Source organism: Dactylosporangium sp. CA-139066 (assembly GCF_050936175.1).
Lineage (GTDB): Bacteria > Actinomycetota > Actinomycetes > Mycobacteriales > Micromonosporaceae > Dactylosporangium.
The window spans coordinates 5,134,669-5,160,598 of the sequence record NZ_JBNJNH010000001.1; the positions used below are offsets into that span (position 1 = coordinate 5,134,669).

Genomic DNA, 25,930 nt, shown 5'->3' on the forward strand with positions numbered 1-25,930 from the left:
GCGCGGACGAAGACGGCGACCGCGTACCGGCCGCCGTCGGGGTACTCGGCGACGCCCGCCTCCATCGCGAGCCCGGGCAGCGTGCCGGTCTTGCCCGACACCTGCACGCCGGCCGGGAACGCCGCGCCGAGCCGGGTCCAGAACATCTGCCGGACCATCAGGCCGCGCACCGCGGAACACGCCGGCGCCGGGCCGGCCTCGTCGCGCCAGATCAGGCCCAGCAGGTGGGTCAGCTCCCGCGGCGTGCTCGACGTGGTGCGCTGCGGGTCGAAGACGCGCAGCGCCCGGATCCGCTCGGCCGGCAGGGCGACGAAGCGGCGCGCGAAGTCGTTGCCGTCGCGCGCGCCGACGTCGGCGAACATCGACTCGAGCAGCTGGCGAGGACCGCCGACGATGCGGGTGCGGGCCATCCCGAGCTCGGCCGCCAGCAGCGGCAGGACGTCCAGCGGAGCAGCTCGCCGCCGCCCGCCTCGACGTCGGCGTCGTGCACCACCCGATCGACGCGCCGGACCTGCGGGCCGGCCCGGCCACCCGGGTCCGGCTCGGCGTCGTGCTGCCCCGCACGTCGCCGCTGGCCCGCGCGTCCGAGGTGACGTTCGCCGCGCTGGCCGGGCAGGGGCTCGTGGTCTTTCCGCGGGCGACGGCGCCGGCGTGGTACGACACCCTGCTCGCCGCCTGCCCGCGCCGGCGGCTTCGAGCCCGGCCGCGTCCGCCACGCCCGCAACCCCGACTTCCTGTGCGGGCTCGTGCTGGCCGGCTGCGGCGCCGGCCTGGAGCGCGAGGCCGCAGTACGCCGGGAGCCGCGCGTCGCCTGGCGCCCGCTCGCCGGCGACCCGCTGTGGCAGGAGACGTCGGCGGTGTGGCCGGCCCGCGCCCCGCACCCGGCCGCGCCCCGCTTCGGCGCCCTGGTCCGCGAGGTCCTCGCGCCCGGCGCGACCGCCCCCGAGACGATCCTGGGCGCCCCGGGCCCCTGGTCGGTGGTGTACGCGTCCGCGGCCGCTTCGGGTGGGGCCTGACCGGGTACCCATCTGCCATGTCCAGCTACACGGTCAACCCCGCCGCCGTCGAGCGGGCCAAGCGCCTCATCGACGCGAAGCAGTACGTGCTGGAGAGCGACTGGCGCGAGTCCCAGCCCCGGGCGGACGACGAGAACGCGTTCCTGGAGCGCCATTCGTGGTCCGACTACGCCGAGTGGCACCTGGCCCTCACCGACGGCGCCACGGACGAGACCAAGGCGCGGTACGCGTTCGTGTACGGCGACCTGCGCCGCGTTCACCGCACCGGCCTGATCGCCTGCGTCTACCGGGCCGCCGAGTGGCGCCACAAGTCGGTCGAGCTCGCCGCGCACGACCTGCTGCAGCGCCTGGACAAGGTGGCCGGCATCACCACCACCTGACCTCGTCGGCTCTTTAAGGGCCTCGATGATCGCGAGCGGGTCATAGATCGTCCGCGACTCCGCACACTGCGTCGCTGCCGGCAGGCGTGAATTCCGGCGGCTGACGGATCTGCGCCTTGCCGCCTGGATGATCCAGTGTGGTAAGGCGGGTGCGCCCCGGTGCTGGCTTGGCGCCAAGGGTTGAGCATCGTTCAGGCCCGCGTCCGCGTCTGGTTTCAGGTCCGCGTCCGCGTCTGGTTTCAGATCCGCGTCCAGGCCCGGCTCTGGTTCCGGATCCGGGTCCACGTCTGGGGCCGGCTCTGGTTCCGGGGCCGCGTGCGGGGCCGAGCCTGGGGCTGGGTCCGGCACGTTGCCAGCCGCGTACGCGCAGTCGCTGCCCGATTCTTCGACCTGCTCAGAACCTACGCCCGCAGCCAGGGACGATTCGCACACGGGTTCTTCCGGCCGATCGTCCACCGTGGCCGACGACGCGAAGTCGCCATGCGCCCGCCGCAGGCGCTCGGCCTGCCGCCTGACAAGCCCCCAGGCACGATGCCGCTCATGTTCTCGCCGAAACTGCTCATTGATGGGAGAGTAAGAACGCGACCTGGTTCGGTCACGCATGGCAGCTATTTCCGTACCCGTAAACAACTGCAACTGCCCCATACAACAATTGTCCCAGACCCCAGTGAGAACCGCTGCCCCGAATGACGTCCAACAATATAAAATGGCGCACGTCACTCCTGGAGCACCGAATGATGACCCGCACGGATCCGGCAGCGGCAGACGGTCCCGAGGCCCAACCGTGAGCACCCTCGAACCCGGACCACGCTTATACGTTCAGCGGGCGCGCCAGCGCCCGCCACTATCGGCCGAGCGTCGTTTGTCAGCCCCCCCGTCCAAGTGAACCTGCGGTCGTGTCACGACGAACCTGCCGCGCCCGCGATCGACGGCGAGCGTCCGGCGGCGGCGGTCGGCGGGCAGCGTCCAGTGGCGGGGCGGCGACGTGCAGCGGCGGGGCGGCGACGTGCAGCGGCGGGGCGGTGGCGGGCGGCGGCGGGGCGGTGGCGGGCGGCGGCGGGGAGCGGCGGGGCGGCGACATGCAGCGGCAGCGGCGGGGCGGCGGCGGGGAGCGGCGGGGAGCGGCGGCGGGGAGCGGCCGGAACGGCCGTCCGTCAAGGGGTGCCCACAGTGCCGGGTGACGCGAGAGGCCGTGCCGCCCCACGTGGGCCGCCCGCCCTTCCAGCCGCCCGCCCGCCCTTCCAGCCGCCCGCCCGCCCTTCCAGCCGCCCGCCCGGACCGAGGCCGTGGGACTGGCGCAGATAGGTTTGTTGTGCAAACCTATCTGCATGGCTTCGGAATCGCTGCCCGCCGGCGGAGACGCGCGGCGGATGCTCGGGGAGATGCGTGACCTCGCGCTGCGGGTGAGGGTTGCGCAACGCATGACGTGGCTGCCGCTGCTGGTGTTCGGCGTGGTGTCGTTCGGGGCGATCCCGGCCGGTCGCTGGGGGTACCGGGAGATGCACTGCCGCGCGGTCGCGGACGGCCAGGTCTGCACCGGGCGGTTCTGGGGGTACATGATCTACTGGGCCGTGGCGCTGCTCGCCGCCTACGCGGTGATCGTCGTTGCCTACGCCCGCGCCGCCCGGGCCCGCGGGGCCGGGCGGCGGCCGTGGCCGTATGTGCTCACCGGCGTCGGGCTCGTGGTGGCGGCCCTCGGGTTCTTCTTCCTCTACCGGCCGCCGGCCTACCCGGACACGCCGTCCTGGGGCGCGATCATCCTGGCCCACGTCATCGACCCGGCCGCCGGGATCGGGCTGGCCCTGCTGGTGCTGGGGTGGCTGGAGCGGCACGTGGCGCTGCTGGTCTTCGCCGTCGGATACCTGGTGGTGGCGCTGGTGCCGGTGACCTTCGGGTGGGGCGAGCACTGGGGGTCAAACTGGGGCTTCGCGCCGCCGCTGGTGTTCTCGGGCGGGATGCTGCTGCTGGGGTCGCTGGGCTTCGGGTTGCAGCGCCGGTGGTCGCGGTGAACGAGACGGCCGCGCACCCCGTCACCGGCCTCGACGACGTGGTGCACCAGCGGGTGCGGCTGGGCATCCTGACGATCGCGCGCGAGGCGGGGCGGGTGGAGTTCGGGTTTCTGCGCGACCAGCTGGAGCTGACCGCCGGCAACCTGTCGCAGCACGTCGGCGTCCTCGAGGGCGCGGGGCTGGTCGAGGTGGAGAAGGGCTACGAGGGGCGGCGCGGGCGGACCTGGATCTCGCTCACCGCGGCCGGCCGCGCCGCGCTCGACGCGGAGATCGGGCGCCTGAAGGCGCTGATCGACCGCGTCGAGGCGGCGGAGCCGTAGGCTACCGGCCCACTGCGCCGGCGGTGGGCAGCTTCGCTCACCCGACCCGCCGACCCGAGCAGCGCCGAGCGAAGCGAGCCGTGGCGCGGCTCAGTTGCCGCCGATGCCGGTCGCCGAGGAGTCCTTGAGGGCGTCGTCGATGTCGGCCGACGTGCGGGTCAGGATCGACTGGATCTCCTCGCGGGGCAGGGCGCCGTTGGCGTGCCACAGCTCGGCGAAGTCCTTCGCGATGACCGTCTCCACGGTGATCCAGGCCGGGACCGAGGGGTACATGCGGCCGTGGGGGATCATCTCGCGGAAGGCGACGTAGGCCGGGTCCGTCTCCAGGCGGGTGCCGGCCACGGCGTCCTTGCGCGCGGGCCAGAAGCCGGAGTTCACGGCGTACCGTTGCTGGCTCGGTTTGCTCGCCAGGAACTTGACGAACTCGAACGCGGCGTCGGGATGCTTGGCGCCCTTGAGGATCGCGAGGTTGGACCCGCCGAGGAAGCCGAAGCGGCCGGCCCGGCCGGCGGGCATCTGGGCGGTCGCCCAGCCCGCCTTGAGGCCCGGGCGGTCCGGGTTGGACAGGAAGTCGGCGATCGACTGCGAGTTGTCGATCGTGACCGCGCCGATGCCGCTCGCGAACGCGGCCGGCACGTTGTTGGAGGCGAGGGTCACCGCCTTCGGGTCGTCGTAGAGGGCGACCAGGCGCTGGTAGTAGCTGACCGCGTCGACGGCGGCCGGCTCGGCCAGGCGCGAGTGGGTGCCGGAGGCGTCGAGCAGGTCGCCGCCGGCGCCCCAGATGAACGGCGCGACGTTGTGGATGATGCCGAAGTTGTTCTGGTTGCCGATCGCGAGCGGCTCCACGCCGAGCTTGGCGTCCCTGATCTTCTTGAGCGTGGCCTCGAACGACTGCCAGGTCGAAAACGCGGTGCCCGGGTCGATGCCGGCCTTCGCCAGCACGTCCGTGCGGTAGAACAGCGAGCGGATGTCGACCAGCCACGGGATGGCCGTGATGTCCTTGGATCCGGCGAGGTGGCTGGAGCTCCACGCCGCCTCGGCGAACGCCTGCTGGCCGCCGATGGCGGCGATCTCGGCGGTGGTGTACGGCCGTAGCGCGCCGAGCGAGCTGAAGCCGCCGACCCAGGTCGTGCCGAGCTGGGTGACGTCGGGGCCCTCGCCGCTGGTGGAGGCGGTGCTGATCCGGGTCAGCGCGTCGTCCCACTCCACCCGCACCGGTTTCACGGTGATGTTGGGATGCTTGGCGTGGAACTCCTGGGTCTCCTTCAGGACCGCCTGGTCCTGGATCGGCCCGCCGGCCGGCATGTACCAGAAGTCGATCGTGACCGCGGGGCGGTTGGCGTCGTAGCCGAGCACCGCCGGGGCCGAATCCTTGGTGGCGGCGCACCCGGTCGCCGCGAGCGCGGCCACCGCCGCGACTGCCATGAGCCTCATCACGTCCGGAACATCGGCGCCGCATCCGCGGGACTGAGCGGGAAATTATCCCGAAGTTCGCCGCGCGTGCTGCCGATAGCGGAGGACATGCACGACGGACGACTGGAATGGCTGCGATGGCGATGGCCGCGGGTGCTGGCCGTCGCCGTGTTCCTGCTCGGCGGCGTCGCCTTCGCCAACATCATGCTGCACGATGCGAGCCGCCGGCACGAGGAGACCCGCTCCCGCGTCAGCGAGCTCAACATGCTGCTGCACGAGGAGAGCTCGCTGCTGTGGAAGACCCTCGCCGACCGCAACTCGCCGGTCGCGGTGGGCCGCGAGCAGGGCTCCATCCGGGCCCGGGAGCGCGCCATCCTCGACACGCTCAGAGGCGTGGGGGACCTGGGGACGCAGATCCGGGAGTACCACCTCGTGCTGGACCAGGAGCTCGGCCTGCTCGGCGTCGGCAAGACCAGCGAGGCCCGCGCCCTGGAGCTGCAGGAGACCGACCCGCGCTTCGGGCGCCTCAACGTCGCCCTGCAGCACCTGGAGGCGGCCGCCGCCGACGACGCCCTGCGCGCCAACGAGGTCGCCAACCTCGCGATGGGCACGGCCATGGCGGCCGCGGTCGCCGCGATCGGCATCCTGCTGTTCCGCTTCGAGCGCGAGCACCGGGCCACCCAGCGGGCCGGCGAGGAGCTGCTGCACCAGCAGCGCATCGCCCTGGACACCCTCGCCGAGCACGAGGCGCTGGTGCGCCACCAGGCCTCGCACGACCCGCTGACCGGGCTGCCCAACCGGCGGGCGCTCACCGCGCTGCTGGAGCCCGGCGGCGGCCACCAGGCGCTGCTGCTCGTCGACCTCGACAACTTCAAGCCGGTCAACGACCGCCTCGGCCACGCCGCCGGCGACGAGCTGCTCATCGCGGTGGCCGGCCGGCTCATCGCCGCGGCCGGGCCGCAGGACACCGTGGTCCGCCTCGGCGGCGACGAGTTCGCCGTGGTCGTCGCGGCCGGCGACCTCGGCTCGGCGGTCGGCGTCGCGAAGAACGTCGTCGCCGCGGTCGCCGAGCCGTTCGCCGTGGCCGGCGCGCAGCTGCGCATCGGCGCCAGCGTCGGCGTCGCGGTCGGCGACGGCGGCGTGGACGGCACGCAGCTGCTGCGCGAGGCCGACCAGGCGATGTACCGGATCAAGCAGGCGGGCAAGGGGGGCTTCGAGGTGTACCGGCGTAACTCTCTGGCGGCGGCGTGAGCACGGCCGCCCCGGCGACCGGCGTCGCCATCGAGGCGGTCCTGGCCGGCCGGCTGGTCGAGCCGGTGTTCCAGCCGATCGTCGAGCTGCGCACGCGCGCGGTCGTCGGGCTGGAGGCGCTCGCCCGCGGCCCGGCCGGCAGCGCCGTGCACGCCCCGGACCGGCTCTTTGCCGCGGCCCGCGCCGCCGGCCGGCTCGGCGAGCTCGACATGCTCTGCGCCGAGCGCGCCCTGGAGTGCGCCGTGGCCGCGCAGGCACCCCCGCCGCTGCTGTTCATCAACGCCGAGCCGGCCGTGCTCGACCAGCCGATCTCGCCGCGCCTGCGGGAGCTGGTGCTCTCGGGCCTGCCGTTCCGCGAGGTGCTCGAGTTCACCGAGCGCTCGCTGCCCGCCGTGCCCGGCCACATGCTGCGCCTGTCCGCGGTCGTCGAGCAGTGGGGCAACGGCATCGCGCTGGACGACGTCGGCGTCGACCCGATGTCGCTGGCGTTCATGCCGGTGCTCGAGCCCGAGGTCATCAAGCTCGACATGAGCCTGCTGCGCGACCCGCACGCCGAGCACACCCGCATCGTCTGCGCCGTCGTGGCCGCCGAGGCGCGCCGCACCGGCGCCGTCGTGGTCGCCGAGGGCGTCGAGACCGAGGCCGACCTGCACACCGCCCTCGAGCTCGGCGCCACCTGGGGCCAGGGCTGGTTCTTCGGCCGGCCGGGGCACATCGACGCCCTCGGCGTGCGCTACGACCCGTCCGGGGCGCAGGCGCTGCGCCCGCCCCGGCCCGGCTTCCACTGCCCCGAGGGCACCCCGTTCGAGGTCGCCGCGGCGCACGGCCCGGCTCGCGACGCCCACCCCGAGGCGGTCGCGCACGCCATCGCCGGCCTGCGGGGCACCTCCACCGGCGTCGTCCTGGCGTCCTGCCCCGATGCGGTCGCGCTGCCGCATTTTGCCGGCCCCGGCCGATCGGTGATCCTGCTGGACGAGCCGCTGCCCGGGGAGGTGGCGGTCGCGACCATCGGCCCGGGCCACGCCCGCGCGGTGTGCGTGCGCGGCGGCGCGCTGGTCGTGCTCGACGAGCGGCCCGCCGTGGCCGACGTCGTGCGGGCCCTGCTCAGCCGCGTCGGGCAGTGATCCGGCCGACGACCGGGATCCCGGTGACGCCCTCCGCGCAGGCCACGGCGAGGGTCTGCGCGGGGGCGCCGACCAGGTCGCCGAGGACGACGAAACGGGGGCGCCACATCGGCTGGTACTTCTCGTTGTACCGCCACAGCGTCTCCATCTGCGTGCCGTCGCCGAGGCGGTGCAGCACCCGCCGATGCAGGTCGCTGAGCGAGCCCTGCCCGCGCTCGCCGGCCAGCACACCGCGCATGACGGCGAAGTTCAGCGCCAGGCCCCACTCGCCGCGGGCCTTGAGGTGCAGGATCGTCTCCACCACGACGAAGTCGGTCAGCCCGTTGGGCAGCTCCCGGTCGGTGGCCCGGCGCATGAGGTCCAGCGACCAGCCGGTGATGTCGGCGGCCGGGATCCAGTGGCAGAAGGCGGCCGGGCGGCCGTCCGGGTCGTAGGCGACGGCGATCAGCAGCCCGGTGTCGCCCGGGTCGAACAGCCGCGACAGCGTCATGGAGAAGCCGCGCTCGACCTCGCCCTGCCGGCTCTGCGCCGACAGCGAGCGCAGCTGGCCGGCCAGCGCCGGGTCGAGCCGGGCCGGGTCGTGGAAGCGGACCGTGTACCCCGCCCTTTTCACCCGGTTGTACGCCCCGCGCAGCGACTTCATCGCCCGCCCGTCGAGGCTGAACCCGGCGCAGTCGACGATGGCCTCGTCGCCGAGGTACGCCGGGTGCATCCCGGCCGCCCGGTAGATGGGCAGCCACCCCTCGCTCGCCCCGACGACGGTCACCGGCCATCCGTTGCGGTCGGCGAACGCCCCGAACTGCGCCCAGGCGTCGGCGTGCTGCTCCGGCGGGCCGATCGGGTCGGGGGAGACGAGGCAGACGCCCTCCCGGATGTCGTACGCCACCACGCACTCCCCGGCGAAGAACCACGACTTGTCGGCGCGCAGGGCGAAGTACCCGAGCGTGTCCCCGCCGTGCTCGGCCACGATCCGCCGGGCCCGCTCGAGGTCGGCCCGGCGCTCGGCCGGGCTCGACGGCGCCGGCCGCCGCGGCCGCAGCAGCGACCCGGCCAGCACCAGCAGCAGGCACAGCCCGGCGGCGAGCAGCATCGGCGCGGTGAGCCGCCAGGCCCCGGGCAGCGGCAGCGCGTCGTCGCCGACGAGCCGCTCGGCGACCGCCTCGGCCGTGCTCTCGTCGTCGCTGCGGACCCCGGTCATCGCCACCAGCGCCGTGGACACGGCGACGACGAGGACGACCCCGCCGCCGAAGACCAGCGCGGCCCGGCGCGCCTGGCGGCGGTCCGGGCGGGTCGGGAACGCCGAACGGTGCGCGGCCAGCCACCCGGCGACGGCCAGGGCGAGCACCGCCTCCTCGCCGTCGAGCCCCTTGAGCAGGTGCAGCAGCGCCGACCCGGTCAGCAGCACGACCGCGAGGCCCCAGGCGAGCCGGCGGCCGCGGTGCAGCCCCCACGCGACGAGCAGCAGCGCCACGCTCACGAACACCGCGTTGGTCGCGGCCGCCTGCGCCGCGGCGACCGGCAGCACCGCGAGCAGCGCCCCGAACCGGTGCGGCAGCGGCGGCGTCAGCGCCGACAGGGCGCTGACGACCGCGACCGCGGCGACGACGAGCGCCGCCACGTTACGCACCCGCGCGGCCCTCGTCCGGGCGCCCAGCGCCTCCTGCTCCAGGGGCCACCCGGCCGCGCCCGGCAGCTCGGCGACGACGGTGGGCACGCCGGGCAGGGCGAGCGCGGCCCGGCGCGCGACGAGCCGCTCGAGCCGGGTCGCCTCCCCGGCCGGGGTCTCGGCGGCGACGAGCCGGACCCGCAGGTCGCGCTCGACGTCGACCTCCACCCAGGAGCGGCGCAGCACGGCCAGGAAGACCGGCGGCAGCCGCCACCGCCCCGATCGCGACTCGACCTGCCGGGTGCCGCTGCCCGTGTTGGCGTAGAAGCCGCCGCCGAGCGCGGCCAGCTCCGGCTGGTGGGTGTGGCCGGTGATGAGCCCGGCCAGGCCGTCGCCGCACGCGGCCGCAGCGGCCGTCTTCGGCGTGGCGTTGAGCTTCGCGCCGCGGGGCCCGAACCGGCTGCCGGCCATGACGCGGTACAGCATCCGCGCGGCCAGCCCGGCCAGCGCCAGCAGCAGGACGGCCTGGGCGACGATCCCGACGGCGGTCAGCGCCGCCCAGCGCTCGAGCCGGACCGCGGTCGCGGAGCGCGCCAGCAGCCGGACCGACTCCGGGGCGTGCAGCACGACCGTCAGTGCGATCGGCACGGCCAGCCACCACAGGCGGCGGCCCAGCTCCCGGTAGACGAGCCGGGACGCGACGAACCGGCCGATGGCGTTGGGGTCGGCGAGGCAGCCGATGTCGGCCAGCAGCGGCGTGCGCCGCACCTCGGGCAGGACCTCCTGGACGATGTGCTGGCCGAGCGGGGAGTCCAGCGGGTTGCGCGGGTCGGCGAAGCGGTTGGCCGGGTCGAGGTCGTGCCCGTGTTCGCAGCGCACCACCCGCCGCCCGGCCGGGGCGTCGAAGACCAGGTCGGCGGCGAGGGCGCAGCGCGCGCCGATGCGCTCGGCGAGGGTGTCCGCCGACCGGTCGTCCCAGGCGATCGGCGCGTCGTGGTTGCCGACGACGACCACGACCGCGCGGCCCGGCCCGGCGGCGAAGTCGCGGACCGCGCGGGTGAGCGCGGGATGGGCGTCGAGCGCGTCGGCGACGGTCGTCTCCGGCTCGCCCCACAGCTCGAACGTGTCGCCGTTGAACACCAGCGCGCCCGGGCCTTCCCAGCGGTGCAGGCGGGCCACGAGGTCGTGCTCCATGAGAGCGGTCGCGGCCGACGGTACGGCGCCGAGGTGCAGGTCCCCGCAGACGAGCGCGGCGGCCTCGGGCCCCAGGTCGAGCTCGATGCGGTCGGGGATCTCGGTCACGGCGTCACCCCCGCGAGGACGGTCGCGGCGGGCGTCGCCGCCGGGGCCGGCGCCAGCCGGTCAGGGCGGGCGCCGGCGAGGTAGGCGGGCCGGCGCACGATGCCGAGCACGCCACCGCCGGCCGTGGCGCCCTCGGACTGCAGCAGGGAGCCGATGCCGTAGCCGAACATCGCGGCCACGGCCAGGCCGAGCGCGACGAGGTGGCCGAACATCGCCAGCCGGTACCCGCGCAGGTCCGCCCGACACGCCGGACCCCGATTTCATCTGTCCGAAACCACGGGACCATCGGGAAACGGGTAGAGTCCCGCCATCTTTGACGAAGTTGATCCCTTCATCGGCACCGCCGCGACCGACCTGCCCCGGCCGCGCGGACTGGCCGCGGCCTGGTGGTGGCCCAAGCCCCAGGTCGGTAACACGCATCCCGGTGCGACCTCGCCCTTCGGCATGGTCTCGGCCTGCGCATACTCCGGGGCGTACCCGACCGGTTACGGCCGCTACACCAAGAACACCGAGGGCGTGCCGGAGGAGATGTTCGACCGCCTCCAGGCCTCCGGGTTCACCCACTTCCAGCAGTCCGGCACGGGCGCCATCCGCAAGTACTACAACTACATCCGGGTCACCCCGATGGTGCAGCAGCTCGACGGCCTGGGCGAGTCCTGGCCGCTGACGGACGAGGTCGCCGAGCCCGGCTACTACGCCGCGACCCTCGGCACCGGCGTGCGCTGCGAGATCACCGTCGGCGAGAAGGTCGCCGTGCACCGGTACACCTTCCCCCGCCACACCAACGCCCGCGTCGTGATCGACATGTCCTGCGGCGGGCTCGGCATCGACCTGGGCCGCACGGTCCCGCTGCGCGCGCACGCCGAGAGCCTCGGCAACGGCCGCTGCCAGGGCACCGTGGTCATGGAGGGCGTCCCGCTGTCGGTCTACATGGACCTGGACAGCCCCGGCTGGCGGCAGATGCTGTGGTACGACCGGCGGCTCATCGACGGCGGCACCCGGCTGGACTTCGACAGCATCCGGCCGACCACGCTGCGGCCCTTCGGGATGCTGTACATGGGCCCGACCTCGGCCGGCCAGACCGTCGAGATCCGCCTCGGGTTCTCCCTGCGCGGCTGCGAGCAGGCCCGGCGCAACCTCGAGGCGGAGTGCGACCAGGACGGCTGGGACGCGCAGGCGTTCACCGCCGTGCGCGACGCGACCCGGGAGCGCTGGCGCGACCACCTGGGCCGGGTGGAGGTCGAGGGCGGCACGCCGGCCCGGCGCACCGTCTTCGCCAGCGCGAAGTACCACTCCATGATCAAGCCCTGCTTCGGCGACGACGAGAGCCCGTTCTGGCCCAACCGGGGGCCGTTCGCGTTCGACGTCTGCACGATGTGGGACATCTACAAGACCCAGCTGCCGCTGCTCACCGCGATCGCGCCGGCCCGGGCCCGGGACCTGCTCGAGTCGCTCATCCGGGTCTGCGAGGAGGAGGGCAACTTCCCGATCGGCTACCGGATGGCCCGCGGCGCCGACCGGTTCTTCCGCCAGGCCAGCGCGCTGGCGCACACGGCGATCGCCGACGCGCACGCCCTGGGCCTGCCGGACCTGGACTGGAGCTGGGCGCTGGTGCACATGGTCGACGACCTGCGCCGGATGTACGGCGAGGACTTCTTCGAGCACGGCGTCGTCCACCCGATCAGCCACACCCTCGACCTCGCCTACGGCCACTACTGCACCGCCCAGGTCGCCCGCGCGCTCAACGACGTCCGCCTCGCCGAGGACCTGGAGCGGCGCAGCGGGGCGTGGCGCAACGCGTTCGACCCGGACACCGGGCTGCTGCGCGACTCGGAGTTCTACGAGGGCGGCAAGTGGAACTACTCGTTCCGCCTGCTGCACGACATGGCCGGCCGCATCGCCCTCGGCGGCGGCGACGACGCGTTCGTGGCCAACCTGGACCGCTTCTTCGGCTTCGGCGCGCCGCCGGTGACCCAGCCGGGCAAGCGGCCCCAGCCGCCGGAGATGGCCGCCGGCTACGCCCTGAACCGCTTCGAGGGGCTCAACAACGAGCCCGACATGGAGGCGCCCTGGGCGTACCACTACTCGGGGCGGCCCGACCGCACCGCCGAGATCGTGCACGCGGCGCTGACCTGGCAGTTCGGCACCGGCCCGGGCGGGCTGCCGGGCAACGACGACTCCGGCGGGCTCAGCGCCTGGTACGTGTGGGCCTCCCTCGGCCTGTTCCCCGTCGCCGGGCAGAACCTGTTCCTGGTCAACGCGCCCGCGTTCGAGCGGGCCGCGATCCGGGTCGACGACCGGGAGTTCGTGGTGGAGACCAGCGGGCACCGGGCGACCCCGATCGGCGCCGACGGGATCGACGAGGACCCGCTGCCGCAGTACGTGCAGTCGGTGACGCTCAACGGCCGGCCCCTGGAGGCGACGCACATCGGCGCCGCCGACATCCACCGCGGCGGCCGCCTGCACGTGGTGCTCGGCCCCGAGCCGTCCGGCTGGGGCCACCGGATCCGGCCCCCCTCCGCCTCCGCGCCTCCGTGACATAAGGAGACTCTTTGACCCACCCCAGCCGCCGCCTCGTCATCGTGGTCCGTGCCGACCCGGTGATCTGCGGCCACTCGGGCGAGGCGCGCAACCTCGCGGAGGTCGCGCTGACCCGCGGCTTCGACGACGTGCGGCTGCTCACCTGGCCGATCCCTGCCCTGCAGGCGGCCGGGCTGCCGCTCAAGCCCCTCGACCGGCTGCTGCCGTACTCGCCGGGCATCACCGTCGAGCGGCCGGAGCCGGTCGGCGACTACCGGGTCCCGGACGGGCGGCACCTGGCCGGGCTCACCGGGCGGCTCGTCGAGCTGCTCATGGAGCCGGTGCCGACGGTGTGCCTGTCGATGTACCTCGTCCCGCACGCCACCGTCGTCGCCGACGCCGTGACCGCCGCGCGCGCCGCCGGGTTCGCGCCGGACGTGCTGACGGTGGCGAAGGCGGTCGGCTCCGACGTCACCAACGTGATCCGCTCCTGCCTGCGCGACGGGCGCCACGGCGCGGCGATCGCGCTGTTCACGACGTTCCTGTCCAACGACCGGGTCGTCGCCGTGTCGGAGTACACCCGCGACGAGATCGTGGCCTCGGCGGCCGAGGTCGACGCGCAGTGCGGTACGCGCTTCGCCGAGCAGTGCCGGGAACGGGTGACGATCAGCTACCCGCCGATCGACGTATCCGCGTACATCGACCTCGACGAGGCGGCCGTCGACGCCGCGCTGGCCCGCCGGGGGCTGCGGCGCAACGAGTACGTGCTGTACCTGTCCCGGGTGTCGCGGGCCAAGGGCATCTACGACCTGATCACGGCGTACGAGTACATGCGCTGCCGGCCGCAGGCCAAGCTCGTCGTGGCCGGGACGGGCCCGGCGCTGGAGCAGGCCCGCGCTCTGGCCGCCGACGACGACCGGATCGTGTTCCTCACCGACGTCGACGACGCCGAGAAGCCGCTGCTCATGCGGGGCTGCGCGGCGTACGCGCTGCCGACGCGGCCGGAGCCCGACTTCGTCGAGACGTTCGGCATCGCGCTGACCGAGAAGATGCTGGCCGGCGGCGGCCCGGTGATCACCACCCTGACCGGCGGCACCGGCGAGGCGGTCGACAACGCCGCGATCATCGTCGAGCCCGGCGACGTGCACGGCCTGGCCGCCGCCATCGACCGGGTGGTGCTGGACCTGTCCGCCGCCGAGCGGGCCGATCTGGAGCGGCGCGCCCGCGCCCACGCCATGGCGTTCGAGCGCGCCGCGGTCTTCGACGCACTGTTCCCCGGTGCGCTCAGATCGTGATGCGGGCCTTCGTCTTCGGGATCGCCTCGACGGTCTCGCGCGGCAGGTTCAGCGTTTCCGCGGCCACCTGCGGCGGGGTGTTGGCCATCCACTGGCTCAGCGAGATGTCCTCGAACTTCGGGTTGCGGAACATCTCCAGGAACACCAGCGGCTCCTTGCCGGTGTTCTCGATGTAGTGGCCGTAGGCGAAGGGCACGTAGCCGACGTCGCCGGCCTGGTAGTTGAAGGTGCCGTTCATGCCGGAGCTGGCGAAGACGCCCATCCGGCCGCTGCCCTTGATCCAGTACTGCCACTCGTCGTCCGTCGGGTGCCAGTGCAGCTCGCGCAGCCCGCCCGGCTCGATCTCCACCAGCGCGGCGCTGATCTTGTCGGCGGCGGCGAAGTTCGTCGAGTCGGCCACCCGCGCGTGCCCGCCGTCGAAGCGCTCCGGCTCCTGGTCGAGCAGGCGGTGCTTGAAGGTGCGCGGCACGTCGCCGGTCGGGCTGACCACCGCGTCGCTCTCCAGCGGCGGCGGGACCTGCCCGGAGAAGATGTACTTCTCCCGCTCCGGCAGCCGGTCCAGCTGCTCGGCCGACCAGCCGAAGTTCTTCGCGATCACGCTGCGCGGGGTGTGCGCGAAGAAGTCGCTCATCATGAACGTCGCGTTCTCGGAGAACCCGCCGTCGTCGAAGACGAGCAGGAACTCCACGCCCTCGCCGAGGGCCTGGATGTGGTGCGGCACGCCCTGCGGGAAGAACCACAGGTCGCCCTCCCGCACGTCCTCGAGGAAGTTGCGGCCCTCCTGGTCGACCGCGCCGATGCGGCAGCTGCCCTGCAGCACGTACGCCCACTCCGACTGCTTGTGCCAGTGCAGCTCCCGGTACGCGCCCGGCTCCAGCTTCATGTCGACGCCGGCGAGCTCGGTCGCGATCGGCAGCTCCCGCTGCGTCACCTCGCGGGTCCAGCCGCCCTGCTCGATGCGCGTGTGCGCCATCGACATCGAGAACTTGAGGTTGGGCAGCGTGCCGTGGTCCGTGGCCGGCGGCGAGAGCAGGTCCGGGTTCTGCCGGTCCAGCGCGACGTTGCGCGGGCCGGTGTCGCTACCGCCCTGGCTGCCACGCTTCGGCTGGGGCAGCGGTTCGGTGTTCGTCATCTGCGCTCCGATCGGTCGGTCGGTCGAGGAAGGCCAGCGCGCGCAGCAGGGGCGCGCCGCCGATGAAGGCCGCCGCGGCCGGGACGGCGGCGGTGGCGAAGGCGAGGGCCAGGACCGCGACCGGCGCCGCGTCCAGGGCGAGGGCGGCCAGGCAGGCGCCGGCGCAGGTCAGGGTCTTGGCGCGGATCCGCGCGACGGACGGCAGCATCGGCTCACCACAGGAGCAGCACGGGCAGGCACAGCCCGGCCGCGGCGACGACGAACGCGGCTCCGGCGGCGACCCGCGTGGTGGCCACCGCGTTGACGAGGCCGCCCATCACGGCGCGGTCCCGGCAGAAATACACCAGCAGGAACAGCGCCACCGGCACGCCGAAGCAGAGCACGACCTGGCTCACCACGAGCAGCGTCGTCAGCGGCGCGCCGGCCAGCAGCGCCGCGACCGCCGGCAGCATGGTGACCAGCCGCCGCACCCGGGTCGGTATCCGCCGGCCGAGAAAGCCCTCCATCACGAAGTCGCCGGCGAGCGCGCCGATGCCGGAGGAGGAGACACCGGACGCGAGCAGCGCGACCGCGAAGGCCAGGGCCGCGCCGCCGCCGACCCGCGCGGCGAGCTGTTCGTGGGCGTCGGCGAGGTCGCCGGACCAGGCGCCGGCGGTGAGCGCGCCGAGGCCGGCACCGAGCGCGATCATCGACACGTTCACCGCCGCGGCCCCGCCCAGCGCGATTCCGCAGTCCAGCCGCAGCGCGCGGCGCACCAGCGCGGCGGGGCGCCGGCGGGCGGGCCCGTCCGGCTCCAGGCGACGCGTCAGCGCGGAGTGCAGGTAGATGGCGTGCGGCATGACGGTCGCGCCGACGATGCCCATGGCCAGCAGCGCGCTCTGCGCGCCGTCGAGGCGCGGGACGAGGCCGCCGGCCAGCCCCGCGGCGGTCTGGTGCCCGACCGTGACGACGTCGTAGAGCATGCCGGCGCCGACGAGCAGCAGGGCCGCGACGGTGAGCAGCTCGAAGCGGCGCCGCCCCCGGCGGCGCAGCTCCAGCAGTACCATCGACACCGCCGCCGTGACGAGGGCCGCCGCCGCGACGGGCATCCCGAACAGCAGCCTGAGCCCGATCGCCGCGCCGACGAACTCGGCCAGGTCGGTGGCCAGCACCACCAGCTCGGCCTGCGCCCACAGCGTGCGGCTGGCCCACCGCGGCAGCCGCTCCCGGCACAGCTCCGGCAGGCTGCGCCCGGTCGCCACGCCGAGCTTCGCCGCCTGGAACTGCACCAGCGTCGCCACGAGGCTGGCCGCGACGACGACCCAGACCAGCAGGTAGCCGTGCGTCGCGCCGGCGGTGAGGTTCGTGGCGACGTTGCCCGGGTCGACGTAGGCGATCGCCGCGACCGCGGCCGGCCCCAGCATCGGCGTCAGCCGCACCGGGGCCCGCCGGGGGCGCGACCCGGATCGTGGACGTCATGGTCCAACGGTCGCCGCGGCCGCCCGCGGGCGCCCTCACCTACAGCGGCTATACGGGGGCGTGGTGGTAGTCGGAGGCGGCGAACGCCTTGCCGATGCGCACGACCGACTCGGGCGCGTCCAGCCGGTCCATCACCGCCTCGACGAACACGAGCCGGTCCCGGTTGGCCGCGGCGGCGTCGAGCGCGGCGGTCAGCTCGCCCTCGGTGCGGACCGTCACGGTGATCGCGCGGCCGGCCGGGTCGAAGGCCTCGACGAGCCGGTCGTAGCGCCAGCGGGCGATGCCGTTGAAGTCGGCGTCGGGGCCGAGGATGCACCGCTCGACGGTGTACCCGTCGTTGTTGACCAGCACGATCACCGGGTTGAGCCCGAGGCGCAGCACCGTGGCCAGCTCCTGCGCCGTGAGCTGGAAGGAGCCGTCGCCGATGAGCAGCACGTGGCGGCGGTCCGGCGCGGCGAGCATGCTGCCCAGCAGCGCCGGCAGCGTGTAGCCGATCGAGCCCCACAGCGGCTGGCCGAAGAACGTGCAGTCGCGCGGCAGGGCGATGTCGGCGGCGCCGAAGAAGCACGTGCCCTGCTCGGCGATGATCACGTCGCCGGGCTCGAGGAACTCGCCCAGCAGCGGCCAGAACCGGTTCTGGGCCAGCCGCGCGTCCGGTTCGGCCGCGGCCCGGTGGCGGGGCGGCCGCTCCGCGCGGTGGGGCTTGCGGTCGGCGGGCCGGGTGAGCGCGTCGAGGGCGTCGGCCATCGCGACGTGGCTGTGGCACGTGCCGGCGACCGTGGCCGCCGCCGGGTGCAGCTCGATCAACCGTTCCGGGTCGATGTGCTGCGTGAACCCGCCGGTGGTCGAGTCGGTGAACACGGTGCCGACCGCGATGAGGCACTCGGCGTCCTCGATCGTCCGGCGCGTCTCCGGGTCGCTGAGCTGGCCCGCGTACCCGCCGGCGAACAGCTCGTGCCCCTCCGGGAACACGCCCTTCGCACTGCTCAGGCAGGCGACCGGGGCGTCGAGCGCCTCGGCCAGCGCGACGACGCGCGGGCCGAGCCGGTAGCGGTCGACTTCGTGGCCGACCAGCACGGCCACCGAGCGGGCCGGGCCGATCAGCCGCTGGGCGTCGCGCGTGAACTTGGCGAGCTTGGCCGGGTCGCTGGTCGGCTCCGGCAGCTCGAGCGGGCCGGCCGGCGCCGGGATCGGCTGACCGGCGACGTCGGCCGGCAGCATGAGGTACACCGGCCGCTTGAGCAGCCAGCACAGGCTCAGCGCGCGGTCGATTTCGGCCGCCGCGTTGTCCCGGGACAGCAGCGCCTGGGCGACCGTGAACTCCGCGGCGCACTTCGCGGCCCGGGTGAAGTCGCCGTCGCCGGTGGTGTGGTGCACGCTCTGGCGTTCGCGGATGACGAACGTCGCCGGCATGCCGACGATCGACACCAGCGGGACCTGCTCGGCGTACGCGCCGCCGACCCCGTTGAGCGCGCTGAGCTCGCCGACGCCGAACGTGGTGACGACCGCGCCGATGCCGTGCAGGCGGGCGTAGCCGTCGGCGGCGTACGCGGCGTTGAGCTCGTTGCAGTTGCCCACCCACGTGATGCCGTCTCCTTTGGGCCAGTCCGTGGCCTCGAGCTGGTCCAGGAACTCCAGCTGATAGTCGCCGGGCACGCCGAAGACGTGCCGGATGCCCAGCTCCCTGAGGCGGCGCAGGAGGTAGTCGCCGACGGTGCAGTCCGCCATCGCTGTGTCCTTTCGTCTTTTCGGGTGCAGCTACCCGGACACGCTGTCCGGTCGGCTACAGGCGGAGTGATCTTTGAGGTTGGTCTGTTACGTTCCGCCGCGTGGAACGGATCGAGTGTCAGTGGTGCCGGCTGCAGAACCAGCCCGGCGCCACGTCGTGCATGACGTGCGGGGCCCCGCTCGACGTGAAGAACCTGGTCAGCGACTCCGGCTGGCGCGAGGCGCCGCGGCTGCGCGACATGACCGAGTTCCGCTTCTCCAACTCGGTCGCGCAGGTCGAGGGCGAGCTGGTCCCGGTCATCGACATGGCGCTCGCGCCCGGCGACGCCGTCTACTTCGAGCACCACGTGCTGCTGTGGAAGGACGAGGCGACCCCGGTCACCGCGATGCCGACCGGGGGCGGCATGAAGCGCGTCTTCGGCGGCATGCCCTTCGTGCTCACGATCGCCCACGGCCCCGGCCGCGTCGCGTTCTCCCGCGACTCGCCCGGCGAGCTCGTGGTGCTGCCGCTGCACCCCGGCATGGAGCTCGACGTGCGCGGCCACGCGTTCCTGCTGGCCACGCACACCATCGCCTACGACTTCGTCCGCATCCAGGGCCTGGCCAACGTGCTGCACGGCGGCAACGGCATGTACCTGGACCGCTTCGTGACCCAGGCCGCCCCCGGCCTGCTCGTGCTGCACGGCTACGGCAACGTCTTCGAGCGCTACCTGCGCCCCGGCGAGAAGATCATGGTCGAGCCCGGCGGCTTCCTCTACAAGGACGCGACGGTGAACATGCAGGCCGTGCAGATGCCGGTGAAGACCGGCCTGATGCGCCGCGGCATGTACCTGGCCGAGATGACCGGCCCCGGCCGGGTGGGCATCCAGTCGATGTACGTCCACCACCACTCGGAATGAGGCGACGATGACCGAGGGCCTTGTCGTCTGCCGGTACTGCCGCATGCCCCACCCGCCGGGCGGCCCGTCCTGCCCCTCGTGCGGCGCCGCGCTGGACGTGCGGCAGGTCGTCACCCGGTCGGGCTGGATCGAGCAGCCGCCGATCAAGGACATGACGCGCATCCAGTTCGGCCAGTCGCGGGTGCAGATCGAGGGCAAGTACGTCCCCGTCGCCGACTTCGCCCTCGCCGGCCAGGAGTGGATCTACTTCTCGCACCACGCCCTGCTGTGGACCGACCCGGCGGTGCGGCTGAGCAACACCTCGCTGGCCGGCGGCTGGAACCGGATGATGGCCGGCCTGCCGCTGATCATGCTGGAGGCCCGCGGCCCCGGCCACGTCGCGCTCTCGGGCGACCACGCCGGCGAGCTGATCGCGCTGCCGCTCATGCCCGGCCGGGTGGTGTGGACCCGCGAGCACCGCTTCCTGACCGCCACCGGCAACATCACCTACACGTGGCAGCAGACCGGCATCTGGTACACCACCGGCTCCGGCGACGACCGCGAGACGCACTATCCGCTGGGCCAGTTCGGCGACCTGTTCACCGCGCAGCAGGGCCCCGGCCTGCTGCTGCTGCACTCGCCGGGCAACACGTTCCTGCGCGATCTGGCCCCGGGCGAGACCATCCTGGTGCAGCCCGGCGCGTTGCTCTACCGCGACGTGTCGGTCCAGATGCATCTGCACCTGGAGTACCCGCGCGGCGGCCAGCGCTTCTCGTGGAGCGGCTCGTTCAGCCAGCGCAACGTGTGGCTGCGCCTGATCGGGCCCGGCCGCGTGGCGGTGTCCTCGGTGTTCCACCACGCGAGCTCGCAGGCGATCACGCGCCACTCGGGCGCCACGGAGCGCCGCTGGTAACGGCGGTCACGACCAGTCGGGCGGGTCGGCCGGGTGCAGGCGCGGGTCGTCGGCCGGGAACGTGCGCACCGGGCCCGGACCCGTGTCCGGGCCCTCGAAGCGGACTGTGACCCGGCCGAGGCCGCTGCCCCACACCCAGCCGGCGCCGTGCTCGTCGTGGCGGACGTCGGCGCCGGTGCGCCAGCCGGGATGCGTCTCCTCCGGCTCGGGCGCCGGCTGTTCCACGGGCTCGGACGGCGCCGGCGCCGGTGGCGGCTCGAGCAGCGACAGCAGGTCGTCCTGGGCGAACTCGCTCAGGCCCGACACGCCCACGCCGAGCAGGCGCAGCCCGCCGGTGACCTCGATCTCGGCCAGCAGCCGGCGCGCGGCCTGCGTGATGACCTGCGGGTCGTCGGTGGCCTGGGCGCGGGTCGTGGAGCGCGTGATCGTGGTGAAGTCGAAGTACCGCGCCTTCAGGGTGACGGTCCGCCCGGACAGCCCGGCGGTGCGCAGCCGGGCGCCGACCTGGGCGGCCAGCAGGTCCAGCTCGGCGCCGAGGCGGGCCCGGTCGGCGACGTCGGTGGCGAAGGTCTCCTCGGCGGACACCGACTTGGTCTCCCGCTCGCCCACCACCGGGCGGTCGTCGTCGGCGCGCGCCAGGCGGTACAGCGCCGCACCGTGGGCCTGCCCGAACCGCTCCAGCAGGTCGGCCGGCGGCACCTGCGCGAGGTCGCCGATCGTGTGCACCCCGGCCCGGCGCAGCCGCTCCTCGGTCGCCGGCCCGACGCCCGGCAGCCGGGTCACGGGCAGCGGGCCCAGCAGCGCGCGCTCGGTCCCGGGCGCGACGACCGTGAGGCCGTCCGGCTTGTGCAGGTCCGAGCCGATCTTCGCGATGAGCTTCGACGTGCCGGCGCCGACCGAGCCCGTGACGCCGCCCGTCGCGGCGGCGATGCGGGCCTTGAGCTCGGCCGCGGCCGCGGTGACGGCGGCGACGCCGAGGTCGTCCGGGCCGGCGGCGGCCAGGTCGACGTACGCCTCGTCGATCGACACCGCCTCGACCAGCGGCGACACGCCGGCGAGGAGGTCCATCACGACGCGGCTGGTCCGGCGGTACGCCGCGAAGCGCGGGGCCAGGAACGCGGTGCCGGCCGGGCAGCGGCGCCGCGCCTCGGCGATCGGCATCGCGGAGCGCGCACCGAAGGCCCGGGCCTCGTAGGAGGCGGTCGCGACGACGCCGCGGCCGCCGATGCCGCCGACCACGACCGGGCGGCCGCGCAGCGACGGCTTGTCGCGCTGCTCGACGCTGGCGAACATCGCGTCGAGGTCGACGTGCAGGATGCTTGCCGTGTCCCGCACGCCCGCCTCCTGCGTGGTCGGCGCCGACTGGCCGGCCCCGGCCTCCTGCGTGGTCGGCGCCGACTGGCCGGCCCCGGCCTCCTGCGTGGTCGGCGCCGAGCGGCCGGCCCGGGCCGACGCTACACCAGGCCCAGCTCCCGGGCCCGGCGTATGGCGTCGCGGCGGCGGTACACGCCGAGCTTGCGGTAGATCACGGCGGTTTGGGCGCGAACCGTGCCGGCCGACTGGCCCAGCGCCCCGGCAATCTCCGCGACCGTGAGGAACCCGACAAGCAGCTGCAGCACGCCGGCCTCGGCCTCGGAGAGTTTGGCAAACGCCTCGATGGCGCCCAGACGGTCCATCGCCTCGCTCCCATCCGTGGGGTCAAACCGACGATGCAACAGCGCGTGAGCACATGTCCACCCAATGCGCAAATTGCAGAAATTCTCGCCGGATCAGTGGCGGCCGCTCACCTGGGTGGCTACCGAAGTGCACCGGATCGAGCGATGGGGATCAGGATCAGGGCCACACCCGGACCGATTCCCGACGCTGCCGTGTCCGCTTCGTCGCCGATGCCAGCCGCGTGGCCGATAGCAGCGCAAACGTCCGACGGGATACTCAGACGAGGGGGAGCGGGATCGATCGGGAGGTCCAGTGATCGACGTGCTGGGCGCCGCCGCCGCGGTGCACAACGTCGCCCGGCTGTATGCCGTGGCGGCCACCGGGCTCGGCGCGGCCGCGTATCCGTGGTTCGACGAGGTGGTCGCGGCCGCCCGCCGGACCCTGGGCGTGCCGATGGCCCTGCTCGTGCTGGTCGAGCGGTCGCGCCAGATCGTGCCCGGCGCGGCCGGCCTGCCGGAGCCGTGGCAGCAGCGCCGGGAGATCCCGCTGACGCATTCCATCTGCCAGTACGTCGTCGGCGCCCGCGCCACCCTGACGATCTCCGACACGAGCCGCGACCCGGTGCTGCACACCAGCGACGCGATCCGCGACATCGGCGTCGTCGCCTACGCCGGCGCCCCGGTGCACGGCCGCGACGGCCACGTCCTGGGCGCGCTGTGCGCCATCGACAACTGCCCGCGGGACTGGACGGCCGCCGAGATCGCCGACCTGGGCACCATCGCCGAGCGCTGCAGCCGGAAGCTGCGAGCGCTGAGCGCACCGGCGGCCCTGCCGTCCGTCGCGGCCGAGACCGACCCGCCGCCGGCCCCCGCCCCCGCGGCCGTCGTCCCCGAGACCGGCCTGTGGACCCCGCAGGCGCTGCCGCCCGATCTGACCCTGGACCGCCGCCCGCCGCTGCGCAGCGCCGCGGCCGAGGTCTCGCTGGCCGGCCGGTGGAACGGCGAGCCGGTGGCCGTGCTCATCCGCACCGCCGACGAGCCGGCCGCACAGGCCCGCTTCCGTCATCGGGTCGCTGTGACACAGGCATTCCGGCGTACTCCACCGCTGGTGCCGGTCGACGAGTACCGCTGGCACGACGACCGCGTCCTGGTGGTCAGCCGGGCCATCGGCGAACCCCTGCAGGCCGGCGCCGACGACCCGCCGCCGCCCGGCCAGCGCCTGTGGTCCGGGGTGATGCGCGCCGCGGCCCTGCTGTCGACGTGGCACCCCAACGCCGCCGACGAGCACGCCTGGACCGTCGACTACGACGCCTGGATCGCGCGTCACGAACGCTGCGGCCGGCTCAGCGCCGAGGACGCCCGCCGCCTGCGCCAGGCCCTGCGCGACTGCCGCGGCGACCGCACCTTCGCTCACGGCAACCTGACCCCGCGGGACGTCGTGCGCCTGCCGTCGAACCGCTTCGCGCTGACCGACTTCGCCGACGCCGGCGTGTACCTGGCCGGCTTCGACCTCGCCGCGCTCGCCCTCGCCGCCCCGGACGCGCAGGTCCGCCACGCCCTCAAGCTGCGGGTCCGCGAGGCCGACATCCTCGAGCCGTTCGCCGTCAACCTGCTGCTGCGCGTGGCCGACGAGGCCGCCCGCCGGCCGTCGATCGCCACGCCCGAGGGCCTGGCCCGCCGCCACGCCGCCCTGGCCGGCGCCCGCCGCCACGCCCGCACCCTGCTGTCCCGGCTGGTGCCCTGACCCGTTGCATGATCCTTGTACCGTCATGGCCGTGGCATACGACGACGGCTTTCGTTACAACGTCCACGTCACCGGCCGTCGCGTGGTCGCGACGCTCATCGACGGCGCCCTCTTCAGCTGCGTGAGCGGCGGCGTCGCCCAGGCTAACGCCGACGCGTCCGGCGTCGACGTCGCCGCCCTGCCGACCCGGACCCAGGCGGGCCTGGTCGTCGCCGCCGCGCTGTACTACATCATCTTCGAGGGCATGTTCGGCTGGACGATCGGCAAGCTCATCACCGGCATCCGCGTCGTCGACCCGGTCCGCGGCCGCCCGCCCGGCCTGGGCCGCGCCCTGGTCCGCACCGCGCTGCGCCTCATCGACGGCATCCTGGGCTACCTGCTCGGCTTCCTGGTCGTCCTGGGCTCCCGCAACCGCCGCCGCCTCGGCGACATGGCCGCCGGCACCCTCGTCGTGCGCAACTGACAGAGGGCCCGCCCGCGCGGATCGTGGGCTCGGCGTCGGGCCTCGCGTGCGCCGCCGGCGGCACCCGCACGGGTGGCACGGGCCGACCGAGCGGGGACCGCGCTGGTAGCGTATGGCTGCATTCCAGCCAGCCAGCCCGCAGCGGCGGAGTGTCTTAGGAGCACCGCGTGGCCGTCATCCTCTCCGAGGTCTCCCGCACCCTCAACGAGTACCTGCTCGTGCCGAACCTCACCACCGAGGACTGCACACCCGACGTCGTCGACCTGTCGGCCCCGATCGTGCGGCACCCGGTGGCGGAGACGTCCCCGCTGCGGATCGCGGTCCCGCTCGTCAGCGCGATCATGCAGGCGGTCTCCTCGCCCCGCCTCGCGATCGCCCTCGCCCAGACCGGCGGGCTGAGCTTCGCCCACCAGAACCAGCCCATCGGCGAGCAGGCGGCGATGGTCGGCGCCGTCAAACGGCACAAGGCCGGCTTCCGCCACTCCGACATCAACACCAAACCCACCGCGACGCTCGGCGAGGTCAGCCGGCTGCTGAAGGCCGCCGAGCGCGACATCGCCGTCGTCACCGACGACGGCACCCCGACCGGTGTCTTCGTCGGGCTGATCTCCACCAGCGACTTCCACCCGCAGCGGCACGACCTCAACGACACTGTCGAGTCCCGCATGCGCCCGGCGAGCACGCTCGTCACCGCGCCACCCACGATCTCGCTGCCGGACGCGAACACCCTGATCTGGGACCGCCGGCTCGACCTGCTCCCGATCGTCACCGACGACGGGCGGCTCGCGTCGATCGTGCTGCGCCGCGACTACGAGCTGCACAAGCAGTTCCGCAACGAGTCCATCGACGCCGACAAGCGGTTCCGGGTCGGCGCCGGGATCAACACCCGCGACTACCGCGACCGCATCCCCGCCCTGATCGAGGCCGGCGCGGACGTGCTGTGCATCGACTCCTCCGACGGCTTCTCCGTCTGGCAGCGCAACACGTTGCGGTACGCCGTCGAGGAGCTCGGCGGGATCATCCCGGTCGGCGCCGGCAACGTCGTGGACGGACGGGCGTTCCGCTATCTCGCCGACGCGGGCGCCGCGTTCGTCAAGGTCGGCATCGGCGGCGGATCGATCTGCATCACCCGCGACCAGAAGGGCATCGGCCGCGGCCAGGCATCGGCCCTCATCGACGTCGTCGCCGAGCGCGACCGCTACGCCGAGGAAACCGGCGTCTACGTGCCGATCTGCTGCGACGGCGGCCTGCTCGCCGACTATCACATGGCCATCGCCCTCGCCCTCGGCGCCGACTTCATCATGCTCGGCCGCTACTTCGCCCGCTTCGACGAAAGCCCGTCCAACCTCGTCAACCTCGACGGGCAGCTGTTCAAGGAGTACTGGGGCGAGGGCTCGCAGCGCGCCCGCAACGTCGCCCGCTACGACCAGGGCGAGACCGAGCTGCCGTTCGAGGAAGGCGTTGACGGCTACGTCCCCTACGCCGGCAGCCTGTACGCCAACGTCGCGCGCACCACGGCGAAACTGCGCGCCACCATGGTCAGCTGCGGCGCCACCACCCTGCCGGACTTCCACCGCGACGCGGTCCTCGTGCAGGTCTCGCAGCAAAGCTACGCCAGAACGGCGCCGAGGTCCGGCTGCGCACCGGCTCCAGCGGCGGCGGCCAATAGCCCGTGTCCGAGTCGGTGTTCGCGGCGGCGATCGTCCTCGCGCCGTTGACGCGT

21 protein-coding genes and 3 pseudogenes are annotated in these 25,930 nt (G+C 73.9%); 14 read left to right on the forward strand and 10 right to left on the reverse strand.

Annotated features, from left to right (window positions below; translation table 11 throughout):
- Window positions 1-17: 17 nt before the first annotated feature.
- Window positions 18-446: pseudogene (locus ACQEVU_RS23545) on the reverse strand (serine hydrolase); the annotation flags it as partial.
- A gap of 38 nt (window positions 447-484) precedes the next feature.
- Here ACQEVU_RS23545 and ACQEVU_RS23550 point away from each other — a divergent pair.
- The 5 genes and pseudogenes from ACQEVU_RS23550 to ACQEVU_RS23570 form a co-directional block, all read left to right on the forward strand.
- Window positions 485-619 (forward strand): annotated as a pseudogene (locus ACQEVU_RS23550) (LysR family transcriptional regulator); the annotation flags it as partial.
- A gap of 73 nt (window positions 620-692) precedes the next feature.
- Window positions 693-1,016 (forward strand): annotated as a pseudogene (locus ACQEVU_RS23555) (LysR substrate-binding domain-containing protein); the annotation flags it as partial.
- A gap of 17 nt (window positions 1,017-1,033) precedes the next feature.
- Window positions 1,034-1,396 carry a hypothetical protein gene (locus tag ACQEVU_RS23560; RefSeq protein ID WP_433335032.1) on the forward strand — a complete coding sequence of 121 codons (363 nt, stop codon included), beginning with the start codon at window positions 1,034-1,036 and terminating at the stop codon, window positions 1,394-1,396.
- Window positions 1,397-2,724: 1,328 nt separating this feature from the next.
- Complete coding sequence (locus ACQEVU_RS23565) at window positions 2,725-3,405, forward strand: hypothetical protein (RefSeq protein WP_433326974.1); 681 nt, start codon at window positions 2,725-2,727, stop codon at window positions 3,403-3,405.
- The gene (locus ACQEVU_RS23570; protein WP_433326976.1) at window positions 3,393-3,725 is read left to right on the forward strand and encodes a transcriptional regulator; all 333 of its coding nucleotides are present in this window, start codon (window positions 3,393-3,395) and stop codon (window positions 3,723-3,725) included. The genes ACQEVU_RS23565 and ACQEVU_RS23570 overlap by 13 nt, the downstream gene beginning before the upstream one ends.
- Before the next feature lie 90 nt (window positions 3,726-3,815).
- Here the strand turns inward: ACQEVU_RS23570 and ACQEVU_RS23575 are convergent, their stop codons facing one another.
- On the reverse strand, window positions 3,816-5,150 hold the full coding sequence (locus ACQEVU_RS23575) for an extracellular solute-binding protein (RefSeq protein WP_433326978.1): 1,335 nt from the start codon (window positions 5,148-5,150) through the stop codon (window positions 3,816-3,818).
- Between the two features lie 96 nt (window positions 5,151-5,246).
- Here ACQEVU_RS23575 and ACQEVU_RS23580 point away from each other — a divergent pair, with 96 nt between their 5' ends.
- Together ACQEVU_RS23580 and ACQEVU_RS23585 are read left to right on the forward strand one after the other, a co-directional pair.
- The gene (locus tag ACQEVU_RS23580; protein WP_433326980.1) at window positions 5,247-6,389 is read left to right on the forward strand and encodes a diguanylate cyclase domain-containing protein; all 1,143 of its coding nucleotides are present in this window, start codon (window positions 5,247-5,249) and stop codon (window positions 6,387-6,389) included.
- Window positions 6,386-7,513, forward strand: coding sequence for an EAL domain-containing protein (locus tag ACQEVU_RS23585; protein ID WP_433326982.1), 1,128 nt, complete (start codon window positions 6,386-6,388; stop codon window positions 7,511-7,513). Before ACQEVU_RS23580 ends, ACQEVU_RS23585 begins: the two co-directional genes overlap by 4 nt.
- Here ACQEVU_RS23585 and ACQEVU_RS23590 read toward each other — a convergent pair.
- Window positions 7,494-10,421, reverse strand: coding sequence for a phosphatidylglycerol lysyltransferase domain-containing protein (locus ACQEVU_RS23590; protein ID WP_433326984.1), 2,928 nt, complete (start codon window positions 10,419-10,421; stop codon window positions 7,494-7,496). The genes ACQEVU_RS23585 and ACQEVU_RS23590 overlap by 20 nt on opposite strands.
- A complete protein-coding gene (locus ACQEVU_RS23595) occupies window positions 10,418-10,633 on the reverse strand; it encodes a hypothetical protein (RefSeq protein ID WP_433326986.1) in 216 nt (71 codons plus the stop codon). The genes ACQEVU_RS23590 and ACQEVU_RS23595 overlap by 4 nt, the downstream gene beginning before the upstream one ends.
- Window positions 10,634-10,754: 121 nt before the next feature.
- On the opposite strand from ACQEVU_RS23595, the gene ACQEVU_RS23600 reads away from it, so the two are divergent.
- Together ACQEVU_RS23600 and ACQEVU_RS23605 are read left to right on the forward strand one after the other, a co-directional pair.
- Window positions 10,755-12,959: a glycoside hydrolase domain-containing protein gene (locus ACQEVU_RS23600; protein ID WP_433335034.1), complete on the forward strand. Its 2,205-nt coding sequence runs from the start codon at window positions 10,755-10,757 to the stop codon at window positions 12,957-12,959.
- A 14-nt stretch (window positions 12,960-12,973) separates the two neighbouring features.
- Window positions 12,974-14,236: a glycosyltransferase gene (locus ACQEVU_RS23605; RefSeq protein WP_433326988.1), complete on the forward strand. Its 1,263-nt coding sequence runs from the start codon at window positions 12,974-12,976 to the stop codon at window positions 14,234-14,236.
- On the opposite strand, the gene ACQEVU_RS23610 is transcribed toward ACQEVU_RS23605, so the two are convergent.
- From ACQEVU_RS23610 to ACQEVU_RS23625, 4 genes are all read right to left on the reverse strand, one after another.
- Window positions 14,226-15,368: an oxalate decarboxylase family bicupin gene (locus tag ACQEVU_RS23610; protein WP_433326990.1), complete on the reverse strand. Its 1,143-nt coding sequence runs from the start codon at window positions 15,366-15,368 to the stop codon at window positions 14,226-14,228. The genes ACQEVU_RS23605 and ACQEVU_RS23610 overlap by 11 nt on opposite strands.
- Window positions 15,316-15,576 (reverse strand): hypothetical protein, encoded by a 261-nt coding sequence (locus ACQEVU_RS23615; protein WP_433326992.1) that lies wholly within the window; start codon window positions 15,574-15,576, stop codon window positions 15,316-15,318. Before ACQEVU_RS23615 ends, ACQEVU_RS23610 begins: the two co-directional genes overlap by 53 nt.
- Window positions 15,577-15,580: 4 nt before the next feature.
- Window positions 15,581-16,786 (reverse strand): Nramp family divalent metal transporter, encoded by a 1,206-nt coding sequence (locus ACQEVU_RS23620; RefSeq protein WP_433326994.1) that lies wholly within the window; start codon window positions 16,784-16,786, stop codon window positions 15,581-15,583.
- A gap of 88 nt (window positions 16,787-16,874) precedes the next feature.
- Window positions 16,875-18,554, reverse strand: a complete 1,680-nt coding sequence (locus ACQEVU_RS23625; protein WP_433326996.1) for an alpha-keto acid decarboxylase family protein — start codon at window positions 18,552-18,554, stop codon at window positions 16,875-16,877.
- A gap of 101 nt (window positions 18,555-18,655) precedes the next feature.
- Between ACQEVU_RS23625 and ACQEVU_RS23630 the strand changes: the two genes are divergently transcribed.
- Both ACQEVU_RS23630 and ACQEVU_RS23635 read left to right on the forward strand, forming a co-directional pair.
- The gene (locus tag ACQEVU_RS23630) at window positions 18,656-19,453 is read left to right on the forward strand and encodes an AIM24 family protein (RefSeq protein WP_433326998.1); all 798 of its coding nucleotides are present in this window, start codon (window positions 18,656-18,658) and stop codon (window positions 19,451-19,453) included.
- A gap of 7 nt (window positions 19,454-19,460) precedes the next feature.
- Window positions 19,461-20,345 carry an AIM24 family protein gene (locus ACQEVU_RS23635; protein ID WP_433327000.1) on the forward strand — a complete coding sequence of 295 codons (885 nt, stop codon included), beginning with the start codon at window positions 19,461-19,463 and terminating at the stop codon, window positions 20,343-20,345.
- A gap of 6 nt (window positions 20,346-20,351) precedes the next feature.
- Here ACQEVU_RS23635 and ACQEVU_RS23640 read toward each other — a convergent pair whose 3' ends face one another.
- Together ACQEVU_RS23640 and ACQEVU_RS23645 are read right to left on the reverse strand one after the other, a co-directional pair.
- Window positions 20,352-21,680, reverse strand: coding sequence for a DNA polymerase IV (locus tag ACQEVU_RS23640; protein ID WP_433327001.1), 1,329 nt, complete (start codon window positions 21,678-21,680; stop codon window positions 20,352-20,354).
- Between the two features lie 119 nt (window positions 21,681-21,799).
- Complete coding sequence (locus ACQEVU_RS23645; protein ID WP_433327003.1) at window positions 21,800-22,021, reverse strand: LuxR C-terminal-related transcriptional regulator; 222 nt, start codon at window positions 22,019-22,021, stop codon at window positions 21,800-21,802.
- Window positions 22,022-22,313: 292 nt separating this feature from the next.
- On the opposite strand from ACQEVU_RS23645, the gene ACQEVU_RS23650 reads away from it, so the two are divergent.
- The 3 genes from ACQEVU_RS23650 (at window position 22,314) to ACQEVU_RS23660 (ending at window position 25,925) form a co-directional block, all read left to right on the forward strand.
- The gene (locus ACQEVU_RS23650; RefSeq protein ID WP_433327005.1) at window positions 22,314-23,744 is read left to right on the forward strand and encodes a GAF domain-containing protein; all 1,431 of its coding nucleotides are present in this window, start codon (window positions 22,314-22,316) and stop codon (window positions 23,742-23,744) included.
- Window positions 23,745-23,775: 31 nt separating this feature from the next.
- Complete coding sequence (locus ACQEVU_RS23655; protein ID WP_433327007.1) at window positions 23,776-24,207, forward strand: RDD family protein; 432 nt, start codon at window positions 23,776-23,778, stop codon at window positions 24,205-24,207.
- Window positions 24,208-24,374: 167 nt separating this feature from the next.
- Window positions 24,375-25,925 carry an IMP dehydrogenase gene (locus ACQEVU_RS23660; protein ID WP_433327009.1) on the forward strand — a complete coding sequence of 517 codons (1,551 nt, stop codon included), beginning with the start codon at window positions 24,375-24,377 and terminating at the stop codon, window positions 25,923-25,925.
- Window positions 25,926-25,930 lie beyond the last annotated feature (5 nt).

Excerpts from the sequence above, each read along its gene's own strand:
- ACQEVU_RS23560 (WP_433335032.1), top strand. The coding sequence starts at position 1,034 with ATGTCCAGCTACACGGTCAACCCCGCCGCCGTCGAGCGGGCCAAGCGC.
- ACQEVU_RS23565 (WP_433326974.1), top strand. The coding sequence starts at position 2,725 with ATGGCTTCGGAATCGCTGCCCGCCGGCGGAGACGCGCGGCGGATGCTC.
- ACQEVU_RS23575 (WP_433326978.1), bottom strand. The coding sequence starts at position 5,150 with ATGGCAGTCGCGGCGGTGGCCGCGCTCGCGGCGACCGGGTGCGCCGCC.
- ACQEVU_RS23580 (WP_433326980.1), top strand. The coding sequence starts at position 5,247 with ATGCACGACGGACGACTGGAATGGCTGCGATGGCGATGGCCGCGGGTG.
- ACQEVU_RS23595 (WP_433326986.1), bottom strand. The coding sequence starts at position 10,633 with ATGTTCGGCCACCTCGTCGCGCTCGGCCTGGCCGTGGCCGCGATGTTC.
- ACQEVU_RS23610 (WP_433326990.1), bottom strand. The coding sequence starts at position 15,368 with ATGACGAACACCGAACCGCTGCCCCAGCCGAAGCGTGGCAGCCAGGGC.
- ACQEVU_RS23615 (WP_433326992.1), bottom strand. The coding sequence starts at position 15,576 with ATGCTGCCGTCCGTCGCGCGGATCCGCGCCAAGACCCTGACCTGCGCC.
- ACQEVU_RS23625 (WP_433326996.1), bottom strand. The coding sequence starts at position 18,554 with ATGGCGGACTGCACCGTCGGCGACTACCTCCTGCGCCGCCTCAGGGAG.
- ACQEVU_RS23635 (WP_433327000.1), top strand. The coding sequence starts at position 19,461 with ATGACCGAGGGCCTTGTCGTCTGCCGGTACTGCCGCATGCCCCACCCG.
- ACQEVU_RS23645 (WP_433327003.1), bottom strand. The coding sequence starts at position 22,021 with ATGGACCGTCTGGGCGCCATCGAGGCGTTTGCCAAACTCTCCGAGGCC.